The 20341-nt window shown below is 44.4% G+C and carries 19 protein-coding genes; 12 read left to right on the top strand and 7 right to left on the bottom strand.

Annotated elements, in window-relative coordinates; genetic code table 11:
- Window positions 1–41 precede the first annotated feature (41 nt).
- From R7Z77_RS13230 to R7Z77_RS13220, 3 genes are all read left to right on the top strand, one after another.
- A complete protein-coding gene (locus R7Z77_RS13230) occupies window positions 42–314 on the top strand; it encodes an HU family DNA-binding protein (protein WP_005382341.1) in 273 nt (90 codons plus the stop codon).
- A gap of 201 nt (window positions 315–515) precedes the next feature.
- Window positions 516–2375 carry a peptidylprolyl isomerase gene (gene ppiD, locus R7Z77_RS13225; RefSeq protein WP_005382334.1) on the top strand — a complete coding sequence of 620 codons (1860 nt, stop codon included), beginning with the start codon at window positions 516–518 and terminating at the stop codon, window positions 2373–2375.
- A gap of 255 nt (window positions 2376–2630) precedes the next feature.
- On the top strand, window positions 2631–2915 hold the full coding sequence (locus R7Z77_RS13220; protein WP_064353730.1) for a ComEA family DNA-binding protein: 285 nt from the start codon (window positions 2631–2633) through the stop codon (window positions 2913–2915).
- Window positions 2916–3012: 97 nt separating this feature from the next.
- On the opposite strand, the gene rrtA is transcribed toward R7Z77_RS13220, so the two are convergent.
- Window positions 3013–3564 carry a rhombosortase gene (rrtA, locus tag R7Z77_RS13215; RefSeq protein ID WP_005382331.1) on the bottom strand — a complete coding sequence of 184 codons (552 nt, stop codon included), beginning with the start codon at window positions 3562–3564 and terminating at the stop codon, window positions 3013–3015.
- 3 nt (window positions 3565–3567) lie between these two features.
- On the opposite strand from rrtA, the gene R7Z77_RS13210 reads away from it, so the two are divergent.
- Complete coding sequence (locus R7Z77_RS13210; protein WP_054575199.1) at window positions 3568–4182, top strand: tRNA-uridine aminocarboxypropyltransferase; 615 nt, start codon at window positions 3568–3570, stop codon at window positions 4180–4182.
- 6 nt (window positions 4183–4188) lie between these two features.
- Here the strand turns inward: R7Z77_RS13210 and R7Z77_RS13205 are convergent, their stop codons facing one another.
- From R7Z77_RS13205 to R7Z77_RS13195, 3 genes are all read right to left on the bottom strand, one after another.
- Window positions 4189–5511 carry an anti-phage deoxyguanosine triphosphatase gene (locus R7Z77_RS13205; RefSeq protein ID WP_064353724.1) on the bottom strand — a complete coding sequence of 441 codons (1323 nt, stop codon included), beginning with the start codon at window positions 5509–5511 and terminating at the stop codon, window positions 4189–4191.
- Between the two features lie 15 nt (window positions 5512–5526).
- A complete protein-coding gene (gene yfbR / locus R7Z77_RS13200) occupies window positions 5527–6111 on the bottom strand; it encodes a 5'-deoxynucleotidase (protein WP_062730721.1) in 585 nt (194 codons plus the stop codon).
- A gap of 90 nt (window positions 6112–6201) precedes the next feature.
- Window positions 6202–7416, bottom strand: a complete 1215-nt coding sequence (locus tag R7Z77_RS13195) for a pyridoxal phosphate-dependent aminotransferase (protein ID WP_005384283.1) — start codon at window positions 7414–7416, stop codon at window positions 6202–6204.
- Window positions 7417–7633: 217 nt separating this feature from the next.
- Between R7Z77_RS13195 and R7Z77_RS13190 the strand changes: the two genes are divergently transcribed.
- The 7 genes from R7Z77_RS13190 to R7Z77_RS13160 all read left to right on the top strand — a co-directional run bounded on the left by R7Z77_RS13190 (window position 7634) and on the right by R7Z77_RS13160 (window position 15149).
- Window positions 7634–8941: an isochorismate synthase MenF gene (locus R7Z77_RS13190; RefSeq protein ID WP_213967343.1), complete on the top strand. Its 1308-nt coding sequence runs from the start codon at window positions 7634–7636 to the stop codon at window positions 8939–8941.
- Window positions 8938–10656, top strand: a complete 1719-nt coding sequence (menD, locus tag R7Z77_RS13185) for a 2-succinyl-5-enolpyruvyl-6-hydroxy-3-cyclohexene-1-carboxylic-acid synthase (RefSeq protein WP_186584409.1) — start codon at window positions 8938–8940, stop codon at window positions 10654–10656. The genes R7Z77_RS13190 and menD overlap by 4 nt, the downstream gene beginning before the upstream one ends.
- A complete protein-coding gene (gene menH / locus R7Z77_RS13180) occupies window positions 10643–11470 on the top strand; it encodes a 2-succinyl-6-hydroxy-2,4-cyclohexadiene-1-carboxylate synthase (protein WP_213967344.1) in 828 nt (275 codons plus the stop codon). The genes menD and menH overlap by 14 nt, the downstream gene beginning before the upstream one ends.
- Window positions 11463–12329: a 1,4-dihydroxy-2-naphthoyl-CoA synthase gene (gene menB / locus R7Z77_RS13175; RefSeq protein ID WP_005382318.1), complete on the top strand. Its 867-nt coding sequence runs from the start codon at window positions 11463–11465 to the stop codon at window positions 12327–12329. Before menH ends, menB begins: the two co-directional genes overlap by 8 nt.
- A 129-nt stretch (window positions 12330–12458) precedes the next feature.
- Window positions 12459–13448 (top strand): o-succinylbenzoate synthase, encoded by a 990-nt coding sequence (gene menC, locus R7Z77_RS13170; RefSeq protein WP_213967345.1) that lies wholly within the window; start codon window positions 12459–12461, stop codon window positions 13446–13448.
- On the top strand, window positions 13433–14860 hold the full coding sequence (menE, locus tag R7Z77_RS13165) for an o-succinylbenzoate--CoA ligase (protein ID WP_213967346.1): 1428 nt from the start codon (window positions 13433–13435) through the stop codon (window positions 14858–14860). Before menC ends, menE begins: the two co-directional genes overlap by 16 nt.
- Window positions 14861–14960: 100 nt before the next feature.
- The gene (locus R7Z77_RS13160) at window positions 14961–15149 is read left to right on the top strand and encodes a hypothetical protein (RefSeq protein ID WP_017634658.1); all 189 of its coding nucleotides are present in this window, start codon (window positions 14961–14963) and stop codon (window positions 15147–15149) included.
- Here R7Z77_RS13160 and R7Z77_RS13155 read toward each other — a convergent pair.
- The 3 genes from R7Z77_RS13155 to R7Z77_RS13145 all read right to left on the bottom strand — a co-directional run bounded on the left by R7Z77_RS13155 (window position 15146) and on the right by R7Z77_RS13145 (window position 18668).
- Window positions 15146–16075 carry a YeiH family protein gene (locus tag R7Z77_RS13155; RefSeq protein ID WP_005384270.1) on the bottom strand — a complete coding sequence of 310 codons (930 nt, stop codon included), beginning with the start codon at window positions 16073–16075 and terminating at the stop codon, window positions 15146–15148. The genes R7Z77_RS13160 and R7Z77_RS13155 overlap by 4 nt on opposite strands.
- Window positions 16076–16189: 114 nt before the next feature.
- Entirely contained in the window at window positions 16190–18064 is a 1875-nt protein-coding gene (locus R7Z77_RS13150; protein ID WP_213967347.1) for an MFS transporter, read from the bottom strand.
- A gap of 13 nt (window positions 18065–18077) precedes the next feature.
- The gene (locus R7Z77_RS13145) at window positions 18078–18668 is read right to left on the bottom strand and encodes a TetR/AcrR family transcriptional regulator (RefSeq protein WP_005382308.1); all 591 of its coding nucleotides are present in this window, start codon (window positions 18666–18668) and stop codon (window positions 18078–18080) included.
- A 392-nt stretch (window positions 18669–19060) separates the two neighbouring features.
- On the opposite strand from R7Z77_RS13145, the gene R7Z77_RS13140 reads away from it, so the two are divergent.
- Entirely contained in the window at window positions 19061–19933 is an 873-nt protein-coding gene (locus tag R7Z77_RS13140) for a Tim44 domain-containing protein (RefSeq protein ID WP_005384268.1), read from the top strand.
- Window positions 19934–20341 lie beyond the last annotated feature (408 nt).

Raw genomic sequence — 20341 nt, 5'->3', positions numbered from 1 at the left:
ATCACAAAAATAATCACAGATGACACAAAGGGGAAATTACAGTGAATAAAACTCAGTTAGTAGAACAAATCGCAGAAAATGCAGATATTTCTAAAGCGTCAGCGGGTCGTGCTCTAGATGCATTCATCGAAGCAGTAAGCGGAACTCTTCAATCTGGTGATCAAGTCGCTCTAGTTGGCTTTGGTACATTCAGCGTTCGTACTCGTGCTGCACGTACTGGTCGTAACCCAAAAACTGGTGAAGAAATCCAAATCGCAGAAGCAAAAGTACCAGCTTTCAAAGCTGGTAAAGCACTGAAAGACGCTTGTAACTAATCACGGCGTTATTTCTGTAACCGGCCATTTGCTTAACTTTTGCTCAAACAATAAGTTTCGAACAAAAATTTACAAACTTCGAGCCGAACTTTCTTAAATTATGCGCATCATACTGATGCGCATTTCTTTTTCTGATATTATTGCGCCATTATTTCTATTAGATAGAAGCAGTAGGCTTCAATTGTGGAGAGCAGTTAAATTATGATGGATCGACTACGCGAAGGCGTGAATAGCATCGCGGTCAAAATTATCCTTGGACTTATCATCCTGTCTTTCGTATTTGCAGGTGTAGGTAGCTACATCGTTGGTGGTAGCAACAACTCTGCAGCGAAAGTCGGTAACACTGAGATTCCTCGTGGTGAGTTCGAGATGGCATACCAAAATGAGCGTAACCGTATGCAAGCTCAGTTGGGTGACTACTTCTCTCAAATGCTGGCTGACCCTGCATATGTTGAATCTTTCCGCAAATCCGTTTTAGATCGAATGATCAATGACGTGTTGCTTGACCAACAAGCTGAAGCTTTGGGTCTGCGAATCAGCGACACTCAAGTGCGTAGCATGATTCTAGACATGCCTCAGTTCCAATCTAATGGTCAGTTTGATCAAGAGATCTATCAAGCTTCTTTGCGTCGTGCAGGCTTTTCGCCAGACTCTTTTGCTGAGTACATGCGTCGTGAATTGGTTCGTGAGCAACTGCTGAATGCGCTACAAAACAGTGAATTTATTCTGCCGGGTGAAGTACAAGCAGAAGGCAAGCTGTTCACTCAAACTCGTGATATTCGCACGATTCAGATCGACTTAGCGGAGTTTGCGAAAAATATTGAATTGACCGACGAAGAAATTCAAGAGTACTACAAAGCAAACCCAGACAACTTTACACGCCCAGAGCAGGTTAAAGTCTCTTACATCGAACTGTCAGCTGAAGCGCTAAAGGAACAAGTTAATGTTTCTGATGCTGAGGTGAAAAAGTACTACGACGAGCACTTAAACAAATACTCTTCAGAAGAGCAACGACGTGTCGCTCACATTCTTGTAGAAGGGGACGATGAAGCAAAAGCGCAAGCTATCCTAGACGAGCTAAACGCGGGTGCAGATTTTGCGACGCTTGCTCAAGAGAAATCTGACGATTTTGGCAGCGCTGAAAACGGTGGTGACCTAGGTTGGATTGAGCGTGATGTGATGGACCCTGCTTTTGAAGAAGCGGCATTCGCACTGAAGAATCCTGGCGATACGTCGGGTCTAGTAAAGTCGGACTTTGGCTATCACATTATCAAGCTTGAAGAGCTAAAAGATTCTGTGGCGAAGCCATTTGAAGAAGTCGCTGCTGAAATCAAACAAGAGATGGTCGACCAACAAGCGATCGATCAATTCTACGAGTTGCAAAATGAGCTTGAGCGCGTAGCGTTTGAATACCCAGACTCATTGTATGATGCTTCTCAAGCGGTTAACCAAGAAGTGAAGACAACGGACTTTATTTCTCAGGTTGATGCACCTGAAGTGCTTCGTAGCCCTGCGGTAATGCAAGCTATCCTAAGTCCTGAAGTTAAAGAAGATGGCCTAAACTCTGAAGCTATCGAAGTTGCGCCTGAGCATATTATCGTTGTTCGTGTTGAAGATGCGCGTGACGAGACAGTTCTTCCACTAGAAGAAGTGAAAGATCAGGTTGTTGCAGAGCTATCTCGTGTTAAAGGTGAGCAAGAAGCGATGGAACTTGGAACACAAGTCGTTGCGGCATTGAAAGAAGGTAAGACGAACGTGCTTGCTGAAAACAATCTTGCCTTTGGTGAACAAGAGACAGTAGATCGTCGTTCTCCGTTAGCAACAACGGTATTCGCGATGGCAAAACCAGTCGATGGTAAACCAGTATACGGTCAGTCTAAAGATCTTGAAGGTAACATCATTATCATCGAGCTTGATGCTGTAAACGCAGAGCTAGATAGTGAGTTAGAAGATCAAGTTGCGATGCAAATGCAGCGTGCATCTTCTCAGCAAGATTTATCATCTGTACTAGCCGTACTGCGTGCAAATACTGACATTGAGTACTTTGTTGTGAGCAACTAAGCACAATTAGTGTAATTTGTATGTTGAATAAAACGGACCGCATAAGCGGTCCGTTTTATTTTTGTCTTTATGAACTTCAATCATCAATAGGCATTACTTAAATTAGTGCGCGTTTAAGTGATAGCGGCCGTTGTGAATTCCGGGTCATCTCAGTTTGTTAAATGCATAACCATATTGCTTTCCATTGCAAACTTGATAGTGACTCGCTCTCGATGACTGTTTTTAGCCTACTATTTTGGAGATTGTATGTTCAATATGAAATGGATTTTGACATTGTGCTTATTTGTTTGTGCACCTTTTAGCATGGCTGCGGATTCAGCCACTGACAAATATGAAGGAATTGAAATTACTGTAAATATCAACACGGCCACTGCTGAAGAAATTGCGACCATGTTGAAAGGTATAGGTGAGAAGAAAGCGCAGAGTATAGTGGACTACCGCGAGGAACATGGCCCTTTTAAAACGGCAGCAGATTTGAAGAGCGTAAAAGGCATTGGTGAAGCGACAGTTAAGAAAAACGAAGACCGCATTTTACTGTAGCTTGATGTATTGCAGATATTGAGTCTGAATTCAGAACAATATCTGCTTCCCTATTACTGCTTTCCCGAACCAGCACCTCTTTCGTGGTTCGGGATTTTTATCCGAATAAACGACGGCGAAGGCCTTTTTCCAGTAAAGCCATTACTAACCCACCGAGTGCGCCAAACATATGAGCATCAATAGCAACGTTTGCACCGATAAGCTCAGCAGTACTGCTTGATGGGCCATAGACCTGCTCCCATGCTACTTTGGCGATTAGCCCTCCGACTAACAACACACTGCTTCTTCTACTTTCAAAGACTTCTCTGAGCGCCCAAAATCCAAACAATCCGTGTAATACGCCGGATAAACCCACGTACACCGACATGTTGGTAAACAAATTCAGCGCACCAACACATGCACATAAGATTGAAAAAACGATAAGGAAGTTACGAGTGCTTGGGCGAAAAATAAAAGTAATGATCCACAATCCGGCGAGGTTCATTCCTAAGTGCGCAAAGTTGGTATGTGTGAGATTTCCTGTTACGATTCGCCACCATTCACCATGGCGTATATTGTAGCTGTGCCACTCGGTTAGGCTTGCCATTGGTTCAAATTGAAGTATCAAACAGATCACGCTGATAATACTCAGCAAGGTATAAAGGTTCACTCTATGTCTCGTTATTGTTCTCGTTGTGGAAAATCGCAAAAAGCGTGTATTTGCCAATGGATTGTACCGCTGGCAAGCGAGGTAGAACTTATCATTCTTCAGCACACGAGTGAAGAACATCGTCCGCTTGGTACGGCACGGATTCTCAATTTGAGTTTAGATAACTGTATTTGTTTGATAGGAGAGGACTTTTCTTGTGATGATGTCTTAAATCACTTATTAGCGGATGAGTCATATCAACATTTTGTTCTTTACCCATCAGAAGGGTCACGATGCATTTCTGAAATCACTCAAGCGAGTCATAGTGTATCTAAGAAAATACGTTTGATTTTGCTCGATGGTACGTGGAAAAAAGCGTACAAAATGTGGCAACTCTCAAGCAACTTACATCCACTCCCAACCGTGCAGTTGCCTAAGCAACTACAAGGGCACTACACCATTCGTAAGGCGCCCTCTGAGAATAGCTTATCGACAGTCGAGGCAGGTTATCATTCGCTTCGCTTGCTTGAACCCGAGCGAGACTTTACACCGCTTATGCATGCCTTTGAAAATATGATCGAATTCCAAATCGCCCAGATGCCTCCGGGCGTTTTTGAAAAGAATTATTTGAAAGGTTGAGTGTTACTAAAGAACGATGGAAGAGAAAAGTTGGCGGTGTAGCTTTTGTGCGTGACCATCGGTCATTGCAGAAATGTAATCGGCGATGACCCTCATCTTATTGCTTTCGCTCTTCGCCTGACACCACAGCTCTTTTGTATGAACGGGTAGTAAGCGCTCTGGGTCTGCTGTTAACGCTTCAAAAATATCCATAATAATTTGCTGACCCTTATACTCAACGATCTGGACCTGCGGGACTTGGATAACGAAGGTGCTGACAAAGTGCTTGAGTACGTCAAGTGCACGTGCCATCTGTGGTTCTAAACACGCATTCCAAGAAAGTAAAGGGTTATTAAACGGCTCATCCACCGTTTTGATTGAAATGCTGGTCAGTAGCGCGTTAACCATACCACCGATGGCATCTTTCCGCTCATGGTGCTTACCGCTAAATAGCATCTGTCCGATGGAATCGATATGAGCTTCAAACCACGGGTCGCCACAGTCCGCTAATTGACTTGCTGCGCCTTCTTGCCATTGCTGACGTGTCACCATACCAAGTACGATTGCATCTTCTAAATCATGAACACCGTAGGCGATATCATCTGCTAGCTCCATGATTGAGCAGTCGATTGATTTAAAACGCGTTTTACTGTGCTCAAACTCCGATTCTGGCGTTGAACGCATCAGACTAAGCAATGCCTTGTCGTTGTCAGAAAGCGGTGCAATTACCCAATCAAATAAGTCTTTATCACAATCATAAATGCCTTTAGCTGGGCTCCAATCTTTTGCTTTTAGTTTACGTTGATGCTTGGCTGGTTGAGGCAACTTGACGGAGCGTGTTTGACTAATGAGGGCAGGGTACTTAATCAAACCAAACAGCGTGCGGCGTGATAAATTCATTCCGAAATGCTCGGTATAAGGCTCTAACTTAGTGACGATACGAAAGGTTTGGGCGTTCCCCTCGAAGCCGCCATGTTCGCGCATTACGTAGTTTAGAGCGACTTCTCCCCCATGACCGTATGGAGGATGCCCGATGTCGTGAGCCAAACATAATGAATCAATTAAGCTGTCTGATGGTAATAGTTCACGGAACTCTGGTTGTTTTTTCTTTAACTGGGCGACGATACCGGTCCCGAGTTGCGACGCTTCTAAGGAGTGTGTTAACCGACTGCGGTGAAAGTCTTCCAAGCTATTGCCGTGTACTTGGGTTTTTGCTTGTAGGCGTCGAAATGCAGCCGAGTGAAGAATGCGTGCTCGGTCTCGTTGGTACGGGCTCCGATGGTCGTCTCGACGGATTTTATGCTCATCATCATGGCGCTCTTGCCATTGCGGGTGTAATTCAAACGACACGGTTATCTCCGTAAGCTAACTGATTTCATCTAACGATAATTCGAAACTTGGGGCAAAGGTATTGAGAAAGTAATCCATTTCAGGCGTTTTGCGTTCTTGCAAAGTGACGTCTAAGCGTTTTTTTGCCAGAGCGAACTCATGGTTACCGGCGCTTAGTTCTTCAAGACATTTTAAATAGGCACAGATGGAATCGGCTTGCTTAACGATTTTTGCGTCCTCTTCGTGTGCAGAGTGAGAAAGAAGATAGGGAGCAAAATCATCTTGGAACTCTTCCGGTAACATTGAGAGTAATTTTTGCTCCGCTGCTGATTCTATCTTCTTATATTCTTTGGCAATTTCAGGGTTGTAATACTTCACTGGAGTCGGAAGATCACCCGTTAATACTTCACTGGAGTCATGGTACATGGCAAGAATCGCGATGCGCTCTGGATTAAGGTTACCGCCGAACTTTTTGTTTTTAATTAGGGCAAGGGCATGAGCGACAAAAGCAACTTGTAAGCTATGCTCTGAAACGTTTTCTGGTGAGACGGACCGCATTAAAGGCCAGCGTTGGATCAGCTTCATTCGAGCCAGGTGGGCGAAAAAATGGCTTTCTTTCATGGCTTTCTCCGTTTCTGGTGTAAAAAAGGAACTCACTAGGAGTTCCTCTAAGCATATGAGAGATCAGCACTAATTACTACCAGTGATTCATTACTGGCTGTAGGTTGATAGGAATCTTTCAAAACGTCCAATGGCGATTTCTAGATCTTCAACGTGCGGTAGTGTCACGATGCGGAAGTGGTCTGGTTTTGGCCAGTTAAAACCAGAACCTTGCACCAGTAAGACCTTCTCTTGTTTTAAGAAATCTAAAACCATCTGCTGATCGTTCTTGATGTTGTACATTTTAGTGTCGATTTTCGGGAAGAGGTACATCGCACCCTTAGGTTTGACACAAGAAACACCAGGAATTTGATTGATCAGTTCATACGCTCGGTTGCGCTGCTCTAATAAGCGTCCGCCAGGTAAAATCAGTTCATTGATACTCTGGTACCCACCTAACGCGGTTTGAATGGCATGTTGCATTGGTACGTTTGCACATAAACGCATCGATGAAAGCAGCTCCAAGCCATTCACGTACCCTTGAGCCAGATGTTTAGGCCCCGTTAGGAACATCCAGCCACCACGGAAACCACAAACACGGTAGGCTTTTGAAAGGCCATTGAATGTCATGACTAGCACGTCTTCAGTGAGTGTGGCGACTGAGGTATGTGTTGCACCGTCGTACAACACTTTGTCGTAGATCTCATCTGCGAAAATGATCAGTTTGTGCTGGCGTGCTATCTCAATGACTTCAAGTAGGAAGTCACGGCTGTATACCGCACCTGTCGGGTTGTTCGGGTTGATCAGAACAATGCCACGTGTCTTTGGTGTGATTTTCTTTTTGATGTCTTCAAGGTCTGGGTACCAGTCAGCCTCTTCATCACATAGATAATGAACCGGCTTACCACCAGATAGTGCAACTGAAGCTGTCCATAACGGATAGTCTGGTGCTGGGATCAGCATTTCGTCGCCATTGTTTAATAGCGCTTGCATGGCCATTACGATCAACTCAGACACGCCGTTACCTACATACACATCTTCGACATCTAGCGAGCGTATACCTTTACGCTGATAGTGTTGGACCACAGCTTTACGAGCAGAGTAAATACCTTTGGAATCACAATAGCCTTGAGAAGTCGGCAGATTACGAATTACGTCGACTAAAATCTCATCAGGGGCGTCAAAACCAAATGGGGCAGGGTTACCAATGTTTAGCTTTAGGATTTTATGCCCTTCTTCCTCCATGCGCTTAGCATGTTTGAGTACAGGCCCCCTAATGTCGTAGCAGACATTGTCGAGTTTTGACGACATCCCGATATTTTGCATTGTTTAATTCCTAAAAATTCGTTAATTTCTTTATTAAAATACAATAATTTGTTTTTTATTAGAATATATATCTGTAAATAATCTGTCTGCTGGTTAAGTTTTGCTCGCTTGCTATCACAGGATTTTGCAAAAGATCGCATACGACCTTGATTTGCTTTGGGTCTAAACTTAGAGTAGCCGTCAGTTACCATTTATCCTCACATACAACGAGGTTGATTTGTCACAGTTCCATCAAGCCGTAAAGAGAATTATCGAGCGAGTTCAGCAATCGGAAGGCAATCAAACACGTCTGGTCGAGCCCCTTAGCGAGAAACCTAATTTCTCATTTATTGATTGGCTTGATGCACAACCACTTTTCCCTAAGTTTTATTGGCAGTCCCGCGATACACGTGAAGAGGTCGTTGCACTAGGGCAATTGCACGCTTTTGTTGAGCCAGGTCCTGCTTATACCATTCTAGGTGAAGGGCAAAGAGTTTGGGGCGGGCGCTCTTTTGATGGGCAGCATGAGAAGAATCGTCGCTGTATGCCTTCTTTTTTCTTTTTGCCTCAAATTGAGTTAATTCGTTTTGACCAACAGTGGTCTCTCGCAGTTAATATTTCAGAAGACAAAGCGCGAACTCTAGCTGGGTTGAATAAACTGGTTTGTGAGGTCGCAACCTTAGCTCCAATTTCGTCTCACATCCGCTCTATTGTTCATACGCCAAGTCAGCCTCAATGGAATGAGTTAGTTCATAAGGTTCTGACTGGTATAGAGAATGATGATTTTAAGAAAGTGGTTTTAGCGCGTCGCTCTACCGTGCAGCTTGATAACACATTAAGTGCTGCACAGCTACTTAAAGCAAGTTACTTAAATAACCATCATAGCTTCCATTTCATGCTGAGCTTAGACAGTAAGCACAGTTTTATGGGGTCTACGCCAGAACGTTTGTATTCTCGCGTAGGGCATGAGCTACATACCGAAGCGTTAGCAGGCACGATTGGTCGTGGTGACAATGCTAAGCAAGATATGGAACTAGCGAACTGGTTATCTCAAGATTCAAAGAACCTGAACGAAAACCAGTATGTGGTGGATGACATTGTTGATCGCTTGTCGCCACATTCAGAGAGCGTTGAAGTAGAAAAAGAGCCTCGACTTGTTCGCCTGAGAAAAGTCCAACATCTTAAGCGTAATATTCATGCGGATCTGAAAGCAGGCATCAACGGTGTTCAATTGCTTTCAGCTTTACAGCCAACCGCCGCGGTAGCCGGTTTACCGCGTAAAGAGTCGATGCAATTTATTTTGGATAATGAGCCGTTTGCACGCGGCTGGTACGCGGGGTCAATGGGTTATATAAGCCATGAGCGTGCAGAGTTTTGTGTTGCAATCAGAAGCGCGCTTGTGCTCGGTGATCAAGTACAACTGTTTGCAGGCGCAGGGATTGTGCCTGGTTCTGTGGCAGAACATGAGTGGGCAGAACTTGATAAGAAAATGTCGACGTTACTTACGTTGATTTCTGATCATCCGCCATTGGGAGTCGCATCATGAGTCATGACCAAGCGGTGCTCAATCGAGTTTGGTCAGAAACCATATTGATTGAGCTTCAGCGATTTGGCGTTAAGCATGTTTGTATCGCTCCCGGATCTCGTTCTACGCCTTTAACTTTAGAAGCGGCAGAACAGTCCGACTTTTCCATTCATACTCATTTTGATGAGCGTGGATTGGGCTTTATGGCTCTTGGTTTAGCGAAAGCTACTCAGGAGCCCGTGGCAATTATCGTTACCTCTGGTACGGCAGTGGCGAACTTACTACCGTCGGTTGCCGAAGCCAAACTTACTGGTGAAAAACTGGTGCTGCTGACAGCAGATCGTCCAGTAGAACTTGTCGGCTGTGGTGCAAACCAAGCGATAAATCAATTGGGTATTTTTTCACATCATGTTTCGGCCAGTTTGAATTTACCAAGCCCAAATTTAGCAACGTCGCTTAACTGGTTGCTGACCTCTGTTGACGAAGTGATGTTTACTCAGCAATTGCAGGGTAGTGCTGTTCATATTAATTGTGCATTTCCAGAGCCTTTGTATTCCAACGGCGCAAAAGCGGATTATCAAACCTACTTAGATTCGGTCGCCGGATGGCGAAAAGGAAGCGGCACTTATACTCAGCGTTTTAGCCATTTGTCACAGGCGAACATCCCGCCTTTTTCGGACAAAAAAGGCTTGGTTGTGATTGGCAGCTTACCGCTTGAACAAGCGCGTTCGGCGCAGGCATTTGCACAAAAGATGGGATGGCCAGTACTTGCAGACCCGCAAAGTGGCCTCAGTTCGGATTGGGCGTATTACGATGTATGGCTTCAACTTCCCGAGTTTGCAAACGAGCTTGAATCTTGTGAACTTATTATCCAATTTGGTAGCCGAATCATCTCCAAACGTTTGAACCAATGGATTGATAAACAAGTATCGAAAAATCAACAAAGTAAAGACGTTCAATACTGGTATATCTCGCCGCGTATGGACCGTAATAACCAAAATCATCTGGCGCAAATGCACTGGGTTGAGCTTCCTCAAACTTGGGTTTCTCGCATTAGCTTTGAGAAGCCAATATTTGCTGGGTGGGCTGATAGGTTAGCGAATGGAGTTAAGCGAGTTCATCAACGTATTGAAGAAGCTTTCCTATCTGGTTCAGCGTCTGCCATTGACGAAATTGCGTTGGCAGCAGACATCAACGAGCGCACTAAAAACGCTGATGTCTTTTTGGGTAACAGTTTGTTTGTTCGACTTGTCGATATGTACGGCAAACTTGATGATGTAGAAGTGTTCACTAACCGAGGCGCGTCAGGGATTGACGGTTTGTTTGCTGCAGCATCAGGCGTGCAACGGGCAAGAGGTAATCCGTTACTGATGTATATCGGTGACACAGCAGCACTTTATGATCTCAATTCTCTGGCGCTATTTTCTCACAATAAACTGCCGGCGGTACTTGTTGTTACCAATAATGACGGCGGTGCGATTTTTGATATGTTGCCAGTACCACCAGAGCGCAGGACGACATATTATCAAATGCCTCATGGTTATCAGTTTGAACACGCGGCAAAGCAGTTTGGTTTGGCGTATTTGCATGTTTCTACACTGGAGCAATTCCAATCATCTGTAAAAGAGCATTTATGTCACGGCCAAGGAACGTTGCTGGTCGAGGTTCAAACCCCATCTAACCAAGCTGCTGAGACACTCAAGGCATTTAATAAGAGTCTGAATGCTTTACTTTGAACGTTTCCCTGTATTAGAAAAGCACCAAAGTATTACTTTGCCTACTCTGGTGTTTTTGCATGGTTTGCTTGGTAGCGGTGAAGATTGGCAATCGTGTATCAACGCGTTACCCGAGTATGAACGTGTTACGGTTGACCTCCCTGGTCATGGGCATAGCCAATCTATTTCTTGCAGCGATCTGAATGATTGCTGCAAACTTCTTGGTTCCACACTATCTTTATTATTTCCCTCACAACAACCACTTATTTTGATTGGTTACTCTATGGGCGGCCGCATTGCGATGCATGGTATTGCCCATCAATGCTTTCCAGATCTCAATATTGCAGGCGCGATTATTGAAGGGGGAAACTTCGGGCTTCAAACTGAGTCAGAGAAACAGGTGAGATTAGAGAATGATGCTCGCTGGGCAATGCGTTTCAAAACTGAACCACTTGAACGTGTTTTGAACGATTGGTACCAACAAGCGGTGTTTTCTTCACTAAACCATGAGCAAAGACAAACATTCATTGCGAAGCGAAGTGATAATCTTGGCTCAGCGGTGGCGAATATGTTGATGGCGACATCGTTAGCCAAACAGGCATATTTGTTGCCCTCACTGCAAAAGCAGAACATACCAGTGTATTACTTGTGTGGTGAGAAAGACCAAAAATTTAGCCAACTGGCACAACGTAGCGGGTTGGCGTATCGACAAGTTGAAGGCGCTGGTCATAACGTCCATCAAGAGCAGCCCAAACAGTTTGCGATACATACCAAGCAAATAATTCAGTCTCACTTTGGTGAGAGTAACGAGAACAATGGGAATCACCATGGCTAAAACAGTAGGCATTTCTGAAGAAGAACTTTACGCTCCGGTTCAATGGAAAGATTGCGGCGAGAAATACGAGGACATTCATTACCATAAGTCTGAAGATGGTATCGCGAAAATCACCATTGCGCGTCCTCAAGTGCGTAACGCGTTTCGTCCTCAAACGGTAAAAGAGATGATTGATGCGTTGGCAGATGCGCGTTACGACTCTGGTGTTGGCGTGATCATTCTGACAGGTCTAGGTGAAGACGCATTCTGTTCTGGCGGCGACCAGAAGATCCGTGGCGACTACGGCGGCTATAAAGACGACCAAGGTACGCATCACCTAAACGTATTGGACTTCCAACGCGATATTCGTACTTGTCCAAAACCAGTGATCGCATCGGTAGCGGGTTGGGCTGTTGGCGGTGGTCATGTACTGCATATGATGTGTGATCTAACAATTGCAGCTGACAACGCTCAATTTGGTCAAACAGGCCCTAAAGTGGGTTCATTTGACGGCGGTTGGGGCGCATCTTATATGGCTCGTATCGTAGGCCAAAAGAAAGCTCGCGAAATTTGGTTCCTATGTCGTTTCTACAATGCTCAAGAAGCGGTAGACATGGGCCTAGTAAACACAGTTGTACCACTAGCGGATCTAGAGAAAGAAACCGTTCGTTGGTGTCGTGAAGTACTACAGCACAGCCCAATGGCATTGCGCTGCCTGAAAGCTGCATTAAACGCAGATTGTGATGGTCAAGCGGGTCTGCAAGAACTTGCGGGTAACGCGACTATGATGTTCTACATGACAGATGAAGGCCAAGAAGGTCGTAACGCATTCAACGAGAAACGTCGCCCAGACTTCGACAAGTTCCCTCGTAACCCATAATCCGTATAGAAGAGGAGCCTTTGTGCTCCTCTGTTTCGTTTTTCGTCCTGAGCGTCTCGCCCTCTGGGAGACTAGCGATTTCTCTCGTTAAAAAGCTCAGAATATACGGCATTACATAGGATTCGAATTATGCGTAAAGCGAAGATTTACCGTTACTGTCTACCAATGGACAGTGGTGTAATACTACGTGATAACAAGCTGACGGAACGTAAAGGTTATATCCTTGAATTAACGGACGGTGACAAGGTTGGTCGCGGTGAAGTTGCCCCTTTGGTTGGCTTCAGCCTAGAAAGCACTGAAGAAGCGGGCATTCAGCTGCAAGCACAAGCAGAGCGCTGGGTGGCAAACTTGCCTTTAGATTACAACCACATGTACCCATCGGTTGCATTTGGTCTGTCTATGGCTGAGCTGGAACTTGAAGGCGGTTTACCTGCACAAGGTAAGTACCAAATCGCCCCTCTGTGTAACGGTGATCCGGATGATCTGATCCCGAAACTGAACGAAATGGAAGGCGAAAAAGTCGCGAAAGTAAAAGTGGGTTTGTACGAACCTATTCGTGACGGCATGCTAGTGAACTTGTTCCTTGAATCGATTCCACAGCTGACGCTTCGTCTTGATGCAAACCGTGCTTGGACACCAGAAAAAGCGCAGCAGTTCGCTAAGTACATTGCTCCGTCTCTGCGTCAACGAATCACGTTTCTAGAAGAGCCGTGCCGCTCTCCTGGCGATAGTCTCTCTTTTGCGATTAATACTGGTATTGCTATCGCTTGGGATGAAACATTGCAAGATGCGGTTCGTCGTGAAGATTTCCGTCTTGAAGATCTAACTGGTGTGAAAACGATCATCATCAAACCCACACTCATTGGTTCAGTGGATTTTTGTATTACACTGATAGAGAAAGCGAAGTCACTGGGGATGAAAGCAGTGATTAGCTCGAGCATTGAATCCAGTCTCGGTTTAACTCAATTAGCGCGCTTTGCCCAATGGCAGCTGCCTGATGAAGTTCCAGGTTTGGATACGATTGGCTTATTCAAAGCTCAGCTAGAGCAGGGCTGGCCTAAGTGTGAACTTCCCGTTCTTCCTCTAAAAGACCAGGAGATTGTGTGGCATTCTGCGTAGACAATATTGCGAAGGCACCGTGGAAATATTGGGCTCAAACGAGCCCTTTTTCTATTGCACTCAAGACACCAACAGAAACATTAAACTGGCAACAACTCTCAGTACGTATTGACCAATACGCTCACTATTTGAATGACTTGGGCGTAACGCGGGGAGATGTGCTGACTTTGGTAGGTAAAAACCAAGTTGAAACTCTGCTGTTTTATCTTGCCTCCAAACAGTTAGGTGCGCTCGCTGCGCTGACCATGGAACAACCACTAGATAAGTTGCAGGGTAAGCTTGCTACACTTTACAGGCCTGATCAAACTCGGTTTATCTGGTTTTCTCAGGAGTGCGCTTCGACCTTTTCTGAACATGATATACAAAAACTCAAGGCAACATTGCTTTCACCTCCTGTAGTATCACAGCAAGAGAGTGATTCGTTGACTGAAGATAGCTATCATCATGACCGGCTCGCTTCAGTAGTATTTACTTCTGGCTCTACAGGGGAGCCTAAAGCTGTGGTTCATACACATCGACAGCATCTTGCGTCTGCAGAGGGCTTGTTGCAGGAGTTCATTTTCACTCAGCAAGATGCTTGGCTGTTATCGCTTCCGCTGTATCACGTCTCTGGATTAGCGATTGTCTATCGTTGGCTATATGTCGGAGCAACACTAAAAGTCGGTTCAGGGAAACTTGTTGATGATATTCAGGGCGTATCACACGCTTCTTTGGTTGCGACTCAGCTCAAACGGTTATTGGATGATGATGCACATTTGTCATTGACACATGTGCTACTGGGCGGCAGTCACGTTGATCATGAGTTGGCACTACGAGCATCAGGGCAAGGCATTGAGACGTGGTTAGGTTATGGGATGACGGAGGCGGCCTCTACCGTTACCGCAAAGAGAATTGACAGCACCAGTAATGCTGGACATGTATTGAAGCACCGTAAGATAAAATTAGTTGACCAACGCATTTTTGTTGGCGGTAAGACATTAGCGGCAGGGTATTTCCATCAAGGACATGTTACCCCATTTCTGGATGAGAAAGGCTGGTTTGACAGCAAAGATCTTGGCGAGTGGCAAGGTGATGAATTAAAGATAATCGGCCGTGCCGACAATCAGTTTATCTCTGGTGGTGAGAATATCCATTGTGAAGAGATTGAAGCCGCTTTGAACCAAATTGATGGTGTAGTGCAGAGTATAGTGGTTCCAGTCGAAGACGCGGAGTTTGGTCATAGACCAGTAGCTGTGATTCAGACCAATGGATTGCGCAGCAAGTCGGAGTATGACCAGCACTTGCAATCAAAGTTAGAGAAGTTTAAATGGCCAGTGGAATACCATGTAATGCCAGAAACTCTACTAGAAGGTGGGATCAAAATTTCACGTAAGGCCGTGAAAGAGTGGCTGTTGTCATCACTTCAGCATTAGTCAATTTTGCTATGTATTAGTCATAAAGAGAATTTCGTATCCTTATAACTCTGAATCATAATTATGCTTCTTAGTGGAGAGAAAATGCATAAGGTTCAGGATGGCAAAGCTAGTTTTAATTGCGGCAGTAGCACTACAAATTGGTATCGCGATAAGTAGTGAAGGGCTAGCCCGCTCTCTTGCAGAGCTAACGGCATTTTTGATCGCTATTGCGTTGGTCGTTATATACAAAAATAGCAAACGGGAAATACCGTCCCCTCAACGCGATAAGCAGACCACCAATATCTAAAACAGTAACCAACTTAGAGAAGTGGTAGAAATTAGCACCCACAGAGTCACACCAAACAACAGCGGCTTAGCTCCAGCTGACTTTAGTTTTGAAATTGAAATGCTGCAACCTATCAAGAACAGACATACAACCAACGCTTGCTTTGCTCCAATGAAAATGCCGTGATAGACCATTTCAAATTGAGGAAAGAAGTCGCTAAACGCGATAGCTGCACAGTACCAAAAAATGAAATAAGGGATAGCTAGTTTTTTCTTTCCATTCTCTTTTTGGCCTCTTGAAAAGATGACGGCACTGATCAAAGCAACAGGAATGATCCATAAAGCGCGCGCGAGTTTCAATGTTGTTGCCGTCGTTAGTGCTTCTTCCCCATAGGCCGAGGCAGCCCCGACAACAGAAGATGTGTCATGAATGGCAATCGCAGCCCATGTGCCAAACGTGTGTTGATCTAGCCCTAAAGCATGTCCAATCACAGGAAACACAAAGAGTGCAATGGAGTTCAGGACAAACACTGTTGCCAGTGCTAATCCAATCTGCTCGTCTTTCGCTTTAATCGCCGGTGCCACAGCAGCAATTGCGCTACCACCACAAATTGCAGTACCTGATGAGATTAAGTAAGCGGTTACTCGCTCCAATTTAATTACCCTGGCAATGAGAGTGCCCATGATCAGTGTGCCTGTAATAGTGGCGATGATCAGGCCGATACCATCCGATGTGACTGCAAGTGCTTGCTCAAAGTTGATGCCAAAGCCTAAGCCAATAATCGAGTAAGACAGCAGCTTTTTAGTAAAAGAAGCGATGGGCAGCTCGGAAGGCACAAAACCAAAACTTGCGAGTAGAAAACCGATAACTAGAGCAATGGGAGAGGAGGCAAGAGGGGTTAGACAAAAAAGTAACGCCAATCCAAACAGGAGGTAGTTTCTATTCAAGGTTTTTATTCGCTGTTGTGAATGAAAGGGAGAGTATATCGCACTGGGTGTGGTCAGTTTGTCTTAATGATTTGAACACATGTTCAGTTATCCTAAACATGTGTTCAAGTGTATTTATCGCCAGTCGCCTCTAAGTTGATGCACTTTATCGAACATTGTTTTTGCCGTTGCCTCGTTTGGTGGCACCGGTTGTCCAGCCTCAATTTCTAGCTTTGACCAAAATCGAGTCGGTAAGCCACAGCATGCGCGACCTTTTGCGCGGCTGAAATAGCTTCCCCATAAGCCTTTAAGTGCAACAGGTATGACAGGTACTGGACTACGACGTAGGATTATATCAATACCGCGCATGAATTCATTCATTTCACCATCTGAAGTTAATCTTCCTTCAGGGAAAATACAGACGATATGACCTTCGCTTAGCGCAGCTTCCACATCGTTAAATGCACGTCTGATAGAGCTTCTGTTACTCGCTGAAATTGGAATTACCCCAGTTCGACGTAAAAAGCGCCTTAATGGAGGTAGGTTGGCGTAATCTTCCTCCATCACAAAACGAATCAACCTTGGGCATACGGCACTAAGTAGCAATGCATCCATGTAGCTTACATGATTACATACAATCAATGCCCCACCATGCTCGGGTAGGTTGTGTAGATTCTTATGCTTAACTCGATAGATGGTGTGCGTAAGCATCCACATGACAAAGCGAACTACAAAAATAGGAATTTGCAAAAAGATGTAAGCGGCGACTAAGAAATTTAAAATGGCTAACAATGCAAACAGCTGAGGAATTGTCATCTTGATTACACTTAGGCACACAATACCTAAGACAGCGCTGCCGACCATAAACAGAGAGTTAAAAATGTTGAGCCCTGCGATGACTTGAGCACGTTCGGTTTCCTTTGCTCGATGCTGCATTAATGCGTAAAGAGGCACGATAAACAAACCGCCCGAAGCGCCAATCATCAATAGGTAGAAAAATAATGGCCAAAAAGGCTCATATCTAAAGAAGTCTACAAAGTTATGGAAAGTAGGTAGATCATTGGGAATGGAAGTGGCCATTAGGTACCCAAATACCGTAATGCCAAAGGCACCAATTGGCACAATACCGACTTCGATACGATGGTTTGAGATCCAATTGCAAAGTAGCGACCCTAGCGCGATACCAATGGAAAATAGAGCGAGCAAGAAAGACACCGTACTCTCGGTGCCATTTAGGTAAATCTTAGTGAAATTCGGGAATTGTGTTAGATATGCGGCGCCTAAAAACCAAAACCAGCTTATTGCCATTATGCATTGAAAAACAACTCGATCGGATTTGGCGATAGAGAGCGTGTGTTTGGTTTGCTTGTATGGTTGCCAACGAAAAGAGAGATTGGGCGCGCTGGCTGCAGCAAAGGGGATTGAGCGGCTCGACAAGTAGCCTAACAATGCGAAGATCACGACACAAAATGCGGCAAGGTATTTTGCGTTGTCTGCAGAGGCTATAATCCCAGCGCCTAAGGTGCCAATAAGGATGGCGATAAAGGTACCAGCTTCAACAAGAGCGTTGCCGGGCACTAACTCTTTAGCATTTAACTTTTGAGGCAAAAGGGCATATTTAACTGGGCCAAAAAATGCTGACTGTGTGCCCATTAAAAACAGTAGCAATAAAAGCACACCATAACTTTCGGTTATGAATCCGATGGCACCCAACAGCATGATGGCTATTTCAAATAGTTTGACCTTACGAATAAACCATGACTTTTCATATTTGTCGGCTAATACGCCAGCGGAAGCAGAGAACAGAAAGAACGGTAGAATGAACAAGCCTGCCGCAAGGTTGATGAACAAATTGCTCGAAATAGGCAGTGCACTGGAGCCCGCGAATGCGACAAACAACAGCAAAACGTTTTTAAAAATATTGTCGTTGAAAGCGCCAAAAAACTGAGTAATGAAATAGGGCAGGAACTTTCTCTGCGTAAGTAACGACGGCTGTCTGTCGGATGACATGGATAATCCTTTGCTACCAGTTCGTGAGATAGTTAGAAAGAAGATTACTGATCAACTCTTTGCCATCAATCGGTTCACTAGAGAAAAACTTATCATCAACACTGAGTAAAGTAATGCCATGTACGCCAGACCAAAGGACTCGACTCGCTTGAATCACTTCGGATTCAGTACGATGTGGTGCGATTTGAGCCAATAGTGACTCTAGCATTCCCGTCATACCATCGATACGTTTGGCATGCCATTCCGGAAGTTCTGCTCCATTCATGTTGTGTTCGAACACTAACTGCCAACGGTATGGGTGTTTTTGAGCAAAATCGTGGTAGCAATAAGCGAGTTCAAAAAGCGCTTGATGGGAGTCTTTGCTGTCATTAGTCGCTTTGCGTGCTTCTTGAGATAACTCATCTAAAGTTTGAGCGACAACATGAAGCAACAACAAATTATAATTACCAAAAACATTTACCAATGTGCTTGGCACGTAACCAATCATGTTAGCGATTTTACGAAGACTGAGTTCGTGGTAAGAATTCTCATCTAAAAAGTTTTTGACCGTTGTTAACGTCAAATTCACTAACTCTTCTCGGGTGTGATCGTTTCTGCGCGCCATACTCTCAAACTACTTTATTGAACATCGTTCAATATGATAGTCAGCTACCTCTTAACCGTCAACAAGGCAATGTGTCCAAGTGCCCTCAAGGTGTAGGATTCTGAGCTGTGTCACTGATTCTAATTCAAGTAAAACAATCTGGAGTATTAGTGAACTTATTCCATACTTTTTTTACATTGATCAAGCGCCTTCAGCTGAATTGTAAGCAGTGTGAGCAGTCTGCATTTTTGGCAATATTCTGATACATGTCAGCTTCTATAAGCTATTTTCATCAATCGGTATACAGAGTATGATGACTTAAAAATCATCTTTGGCGTGCTACTGTTTGAAACAACGATTGTTTCGTCTTGAAAATGGGGCACTATCTTAGATAGCTAACTTTAAGGATAACGATGAAACGTTTATTTTCTATTGTTGCTTTATTGATGTTTACTGTTGCTGTAACGCCTATCGCGGAAGCGAAGAAGTTTGGTGGCAGTAAGTCTTTCGGTAAGAGCTACAAAACTGCACCAGCACCGAAACAACAGCAACAAAACACCAATACGGTCGGCAAAGATCAGACGACAAAGTCTTCAAGTAAGAAAGGCCTTATGGGTGGTCTGCTAGGCGGACTTCTTGCTGGTGGTCTACTTGCTGCATTCTTTGGCGGTGCTTTTGAAGGTATCCAGTTTATGGATATCCTAATTATTGGTTTGATTGCCTTTGTCATCTTTAAACTAATGCGTGGTATGCTAGGTGCGAAGCAGGGCAGTATGAACCAGCATCGTCAACAGCCTGCATTTGGTGGCAACGCATCTAAGTTTGAGCAACCAAACATGCAAAACTTTGAGCAACAACCAAACACAAATAATGGTGGCTTTGGTGGTTTTGGCGCTCAAACAGACGTACCACATAACTACCCACCGGGTTTTGACCAAGCAGCGTTCATTAATGGTTCTCGTGAACACTATCGAATCCTGCAAGGTGCGTGGAATCACAACCAGTTAGAAACTATTGAAGAATATGTTTCTCCAAGCTTGTTTGAAGACCTAAAAGCAGAGCGCGCGAAGCTCGACGGTGAGCAGCATACTGACGTAATGTACGTTGATGCGGAGATCGTCCGTGCTGATTACGATGCAAATAAAGCACAGCTTAGTCTGCAGTTTAGCGGTCGTTACCGTGACACAGTAGAAGGTGTTGAAGAAGAAATCGAAGATATCTGGCACCTAGAGCGTGACTTGACTGCGCCTAATGCGCCATGGTTAATCGTTGGCATTCAAGGCTAGTCACCTTTAAACCAATTTAGTCACTAGTAAAAATCCCGCATCCCCTGCGGGATTTTTTGTATCTATCATTTATATTTCTTGTACGTGTTTTTATACAAACATCACTAATTGAGTCCGCTTGATAACTTTTGCTCTAATTTTGCGAGCCCACTTTTTCTAGTAAATCCTCAAGTGTTTTCCTATTTATATTGAACATTCATATTAAGGCCATACGAACTAACAAAATCAAAATAGCTAGTAAATTGTTTGTAGGGTAAAGATCTGCTCCTCAGCCTTTTGTTTGTGGAGTTTCACATGGGGTTGGTTGCTTTAGTGAGATTGAGTATAGGTTATACCAATCGTAGTAAATAACTGGTCATTCTAGCTTGTTAAAATACTCGATAACTGCGTTGCAATTTTTGATTGTAG

Source organism: Vibrio sp. 1401, from assembly GCF_033340295.1.
This window is presented reverse-complemented; position numbering and strand designations above follow the sequence as displayed.

Coding starts and splice junctions, on each gene's coding strand:
- R7Z77_RS13145 (WP_005382308.1), bottom strand. CDS start 18,668: ATGGCGCGCAGAAACGATCACACCCGAGAAGAGTTAGTGAATTTGACG.
- menB (WP_005382318.1), top strand. CDS start 11,463: ATGGCTAAAACAGTAGGCATTTCTGAAGAAGAACTTTACGCTCCGGTT.
- menD (WP_186584409.1), top strand. CDS start 8,938: ATGAGTCATGACCAAGCGGTGCTCAATCGAGTTTGGTCAGAAACCATA.
- R7Z77_RS13150 (WP_213967347.1), bottom strand. CDS start 18,064: ATGTCATCCGACAGACAGCCGTCGTTACTTACGCAGAGAAAGTTCCTG.
- R7Z77_RS13210 (WP_054575199.1), top strand. CDS start 3,568: ATGTCTCGTTATTGTTCTCGTTGTGGAAAATCGCAAAAAGCGTGTATT.
- ppiD (WP_005382334.1), top strand. CDS start 516: ATGATGGATCGACTACGCGAAGGCGTGAATAGCATCGCGGTCAAAATT.
- R7Z77_RS13195 (WP_005384283.1), bottom strand. CDS start 7,416: ATGCAAAATATCGGGATGTCGTCAAAACTCGACAATGTCTGCTACGAC.
- menH (WP_213967344.1), top strand. CDS start 10,643: ATGCTTTACTTTGAACGTTTCCCTGTATTAGAAAAGCACCAAAGTATT.
- R7Z77_RS13140 (WP_005384268.1), top strand. CDS start 19,061: ATGAAACGTTTATTTTCTATTGTTGCTTTATTGATGTTTACTGTTGCT.
- menC (WP_213967345.1), top strand. CDS start 12,459: ATGCGTAAAGCGAAGATTTACCGTTACTGTCTACCAATGGACAGTGGT.
- R7Z77_RS13220 (WP_064353730.1), top strand. CDS start 2,631: ATGAAATGGATTTTGACATTGTGCTTATTTGTTTGTGCACCTTTTAGC.
- R7Z77_RS13160 (WP_017634658.1), top strand. CDS start 14,961: ATGGCAAAGCTAGTTTTAATTGCGGCAGTAGCACTACAAATTGGTATC.
- yfbR (WP_062730721.1), bottom strand. CDS start 6,111: ATGAAAGAAAGCCATTTTTTCGCCCACCTGGCTCGAATGAAGCTGATC.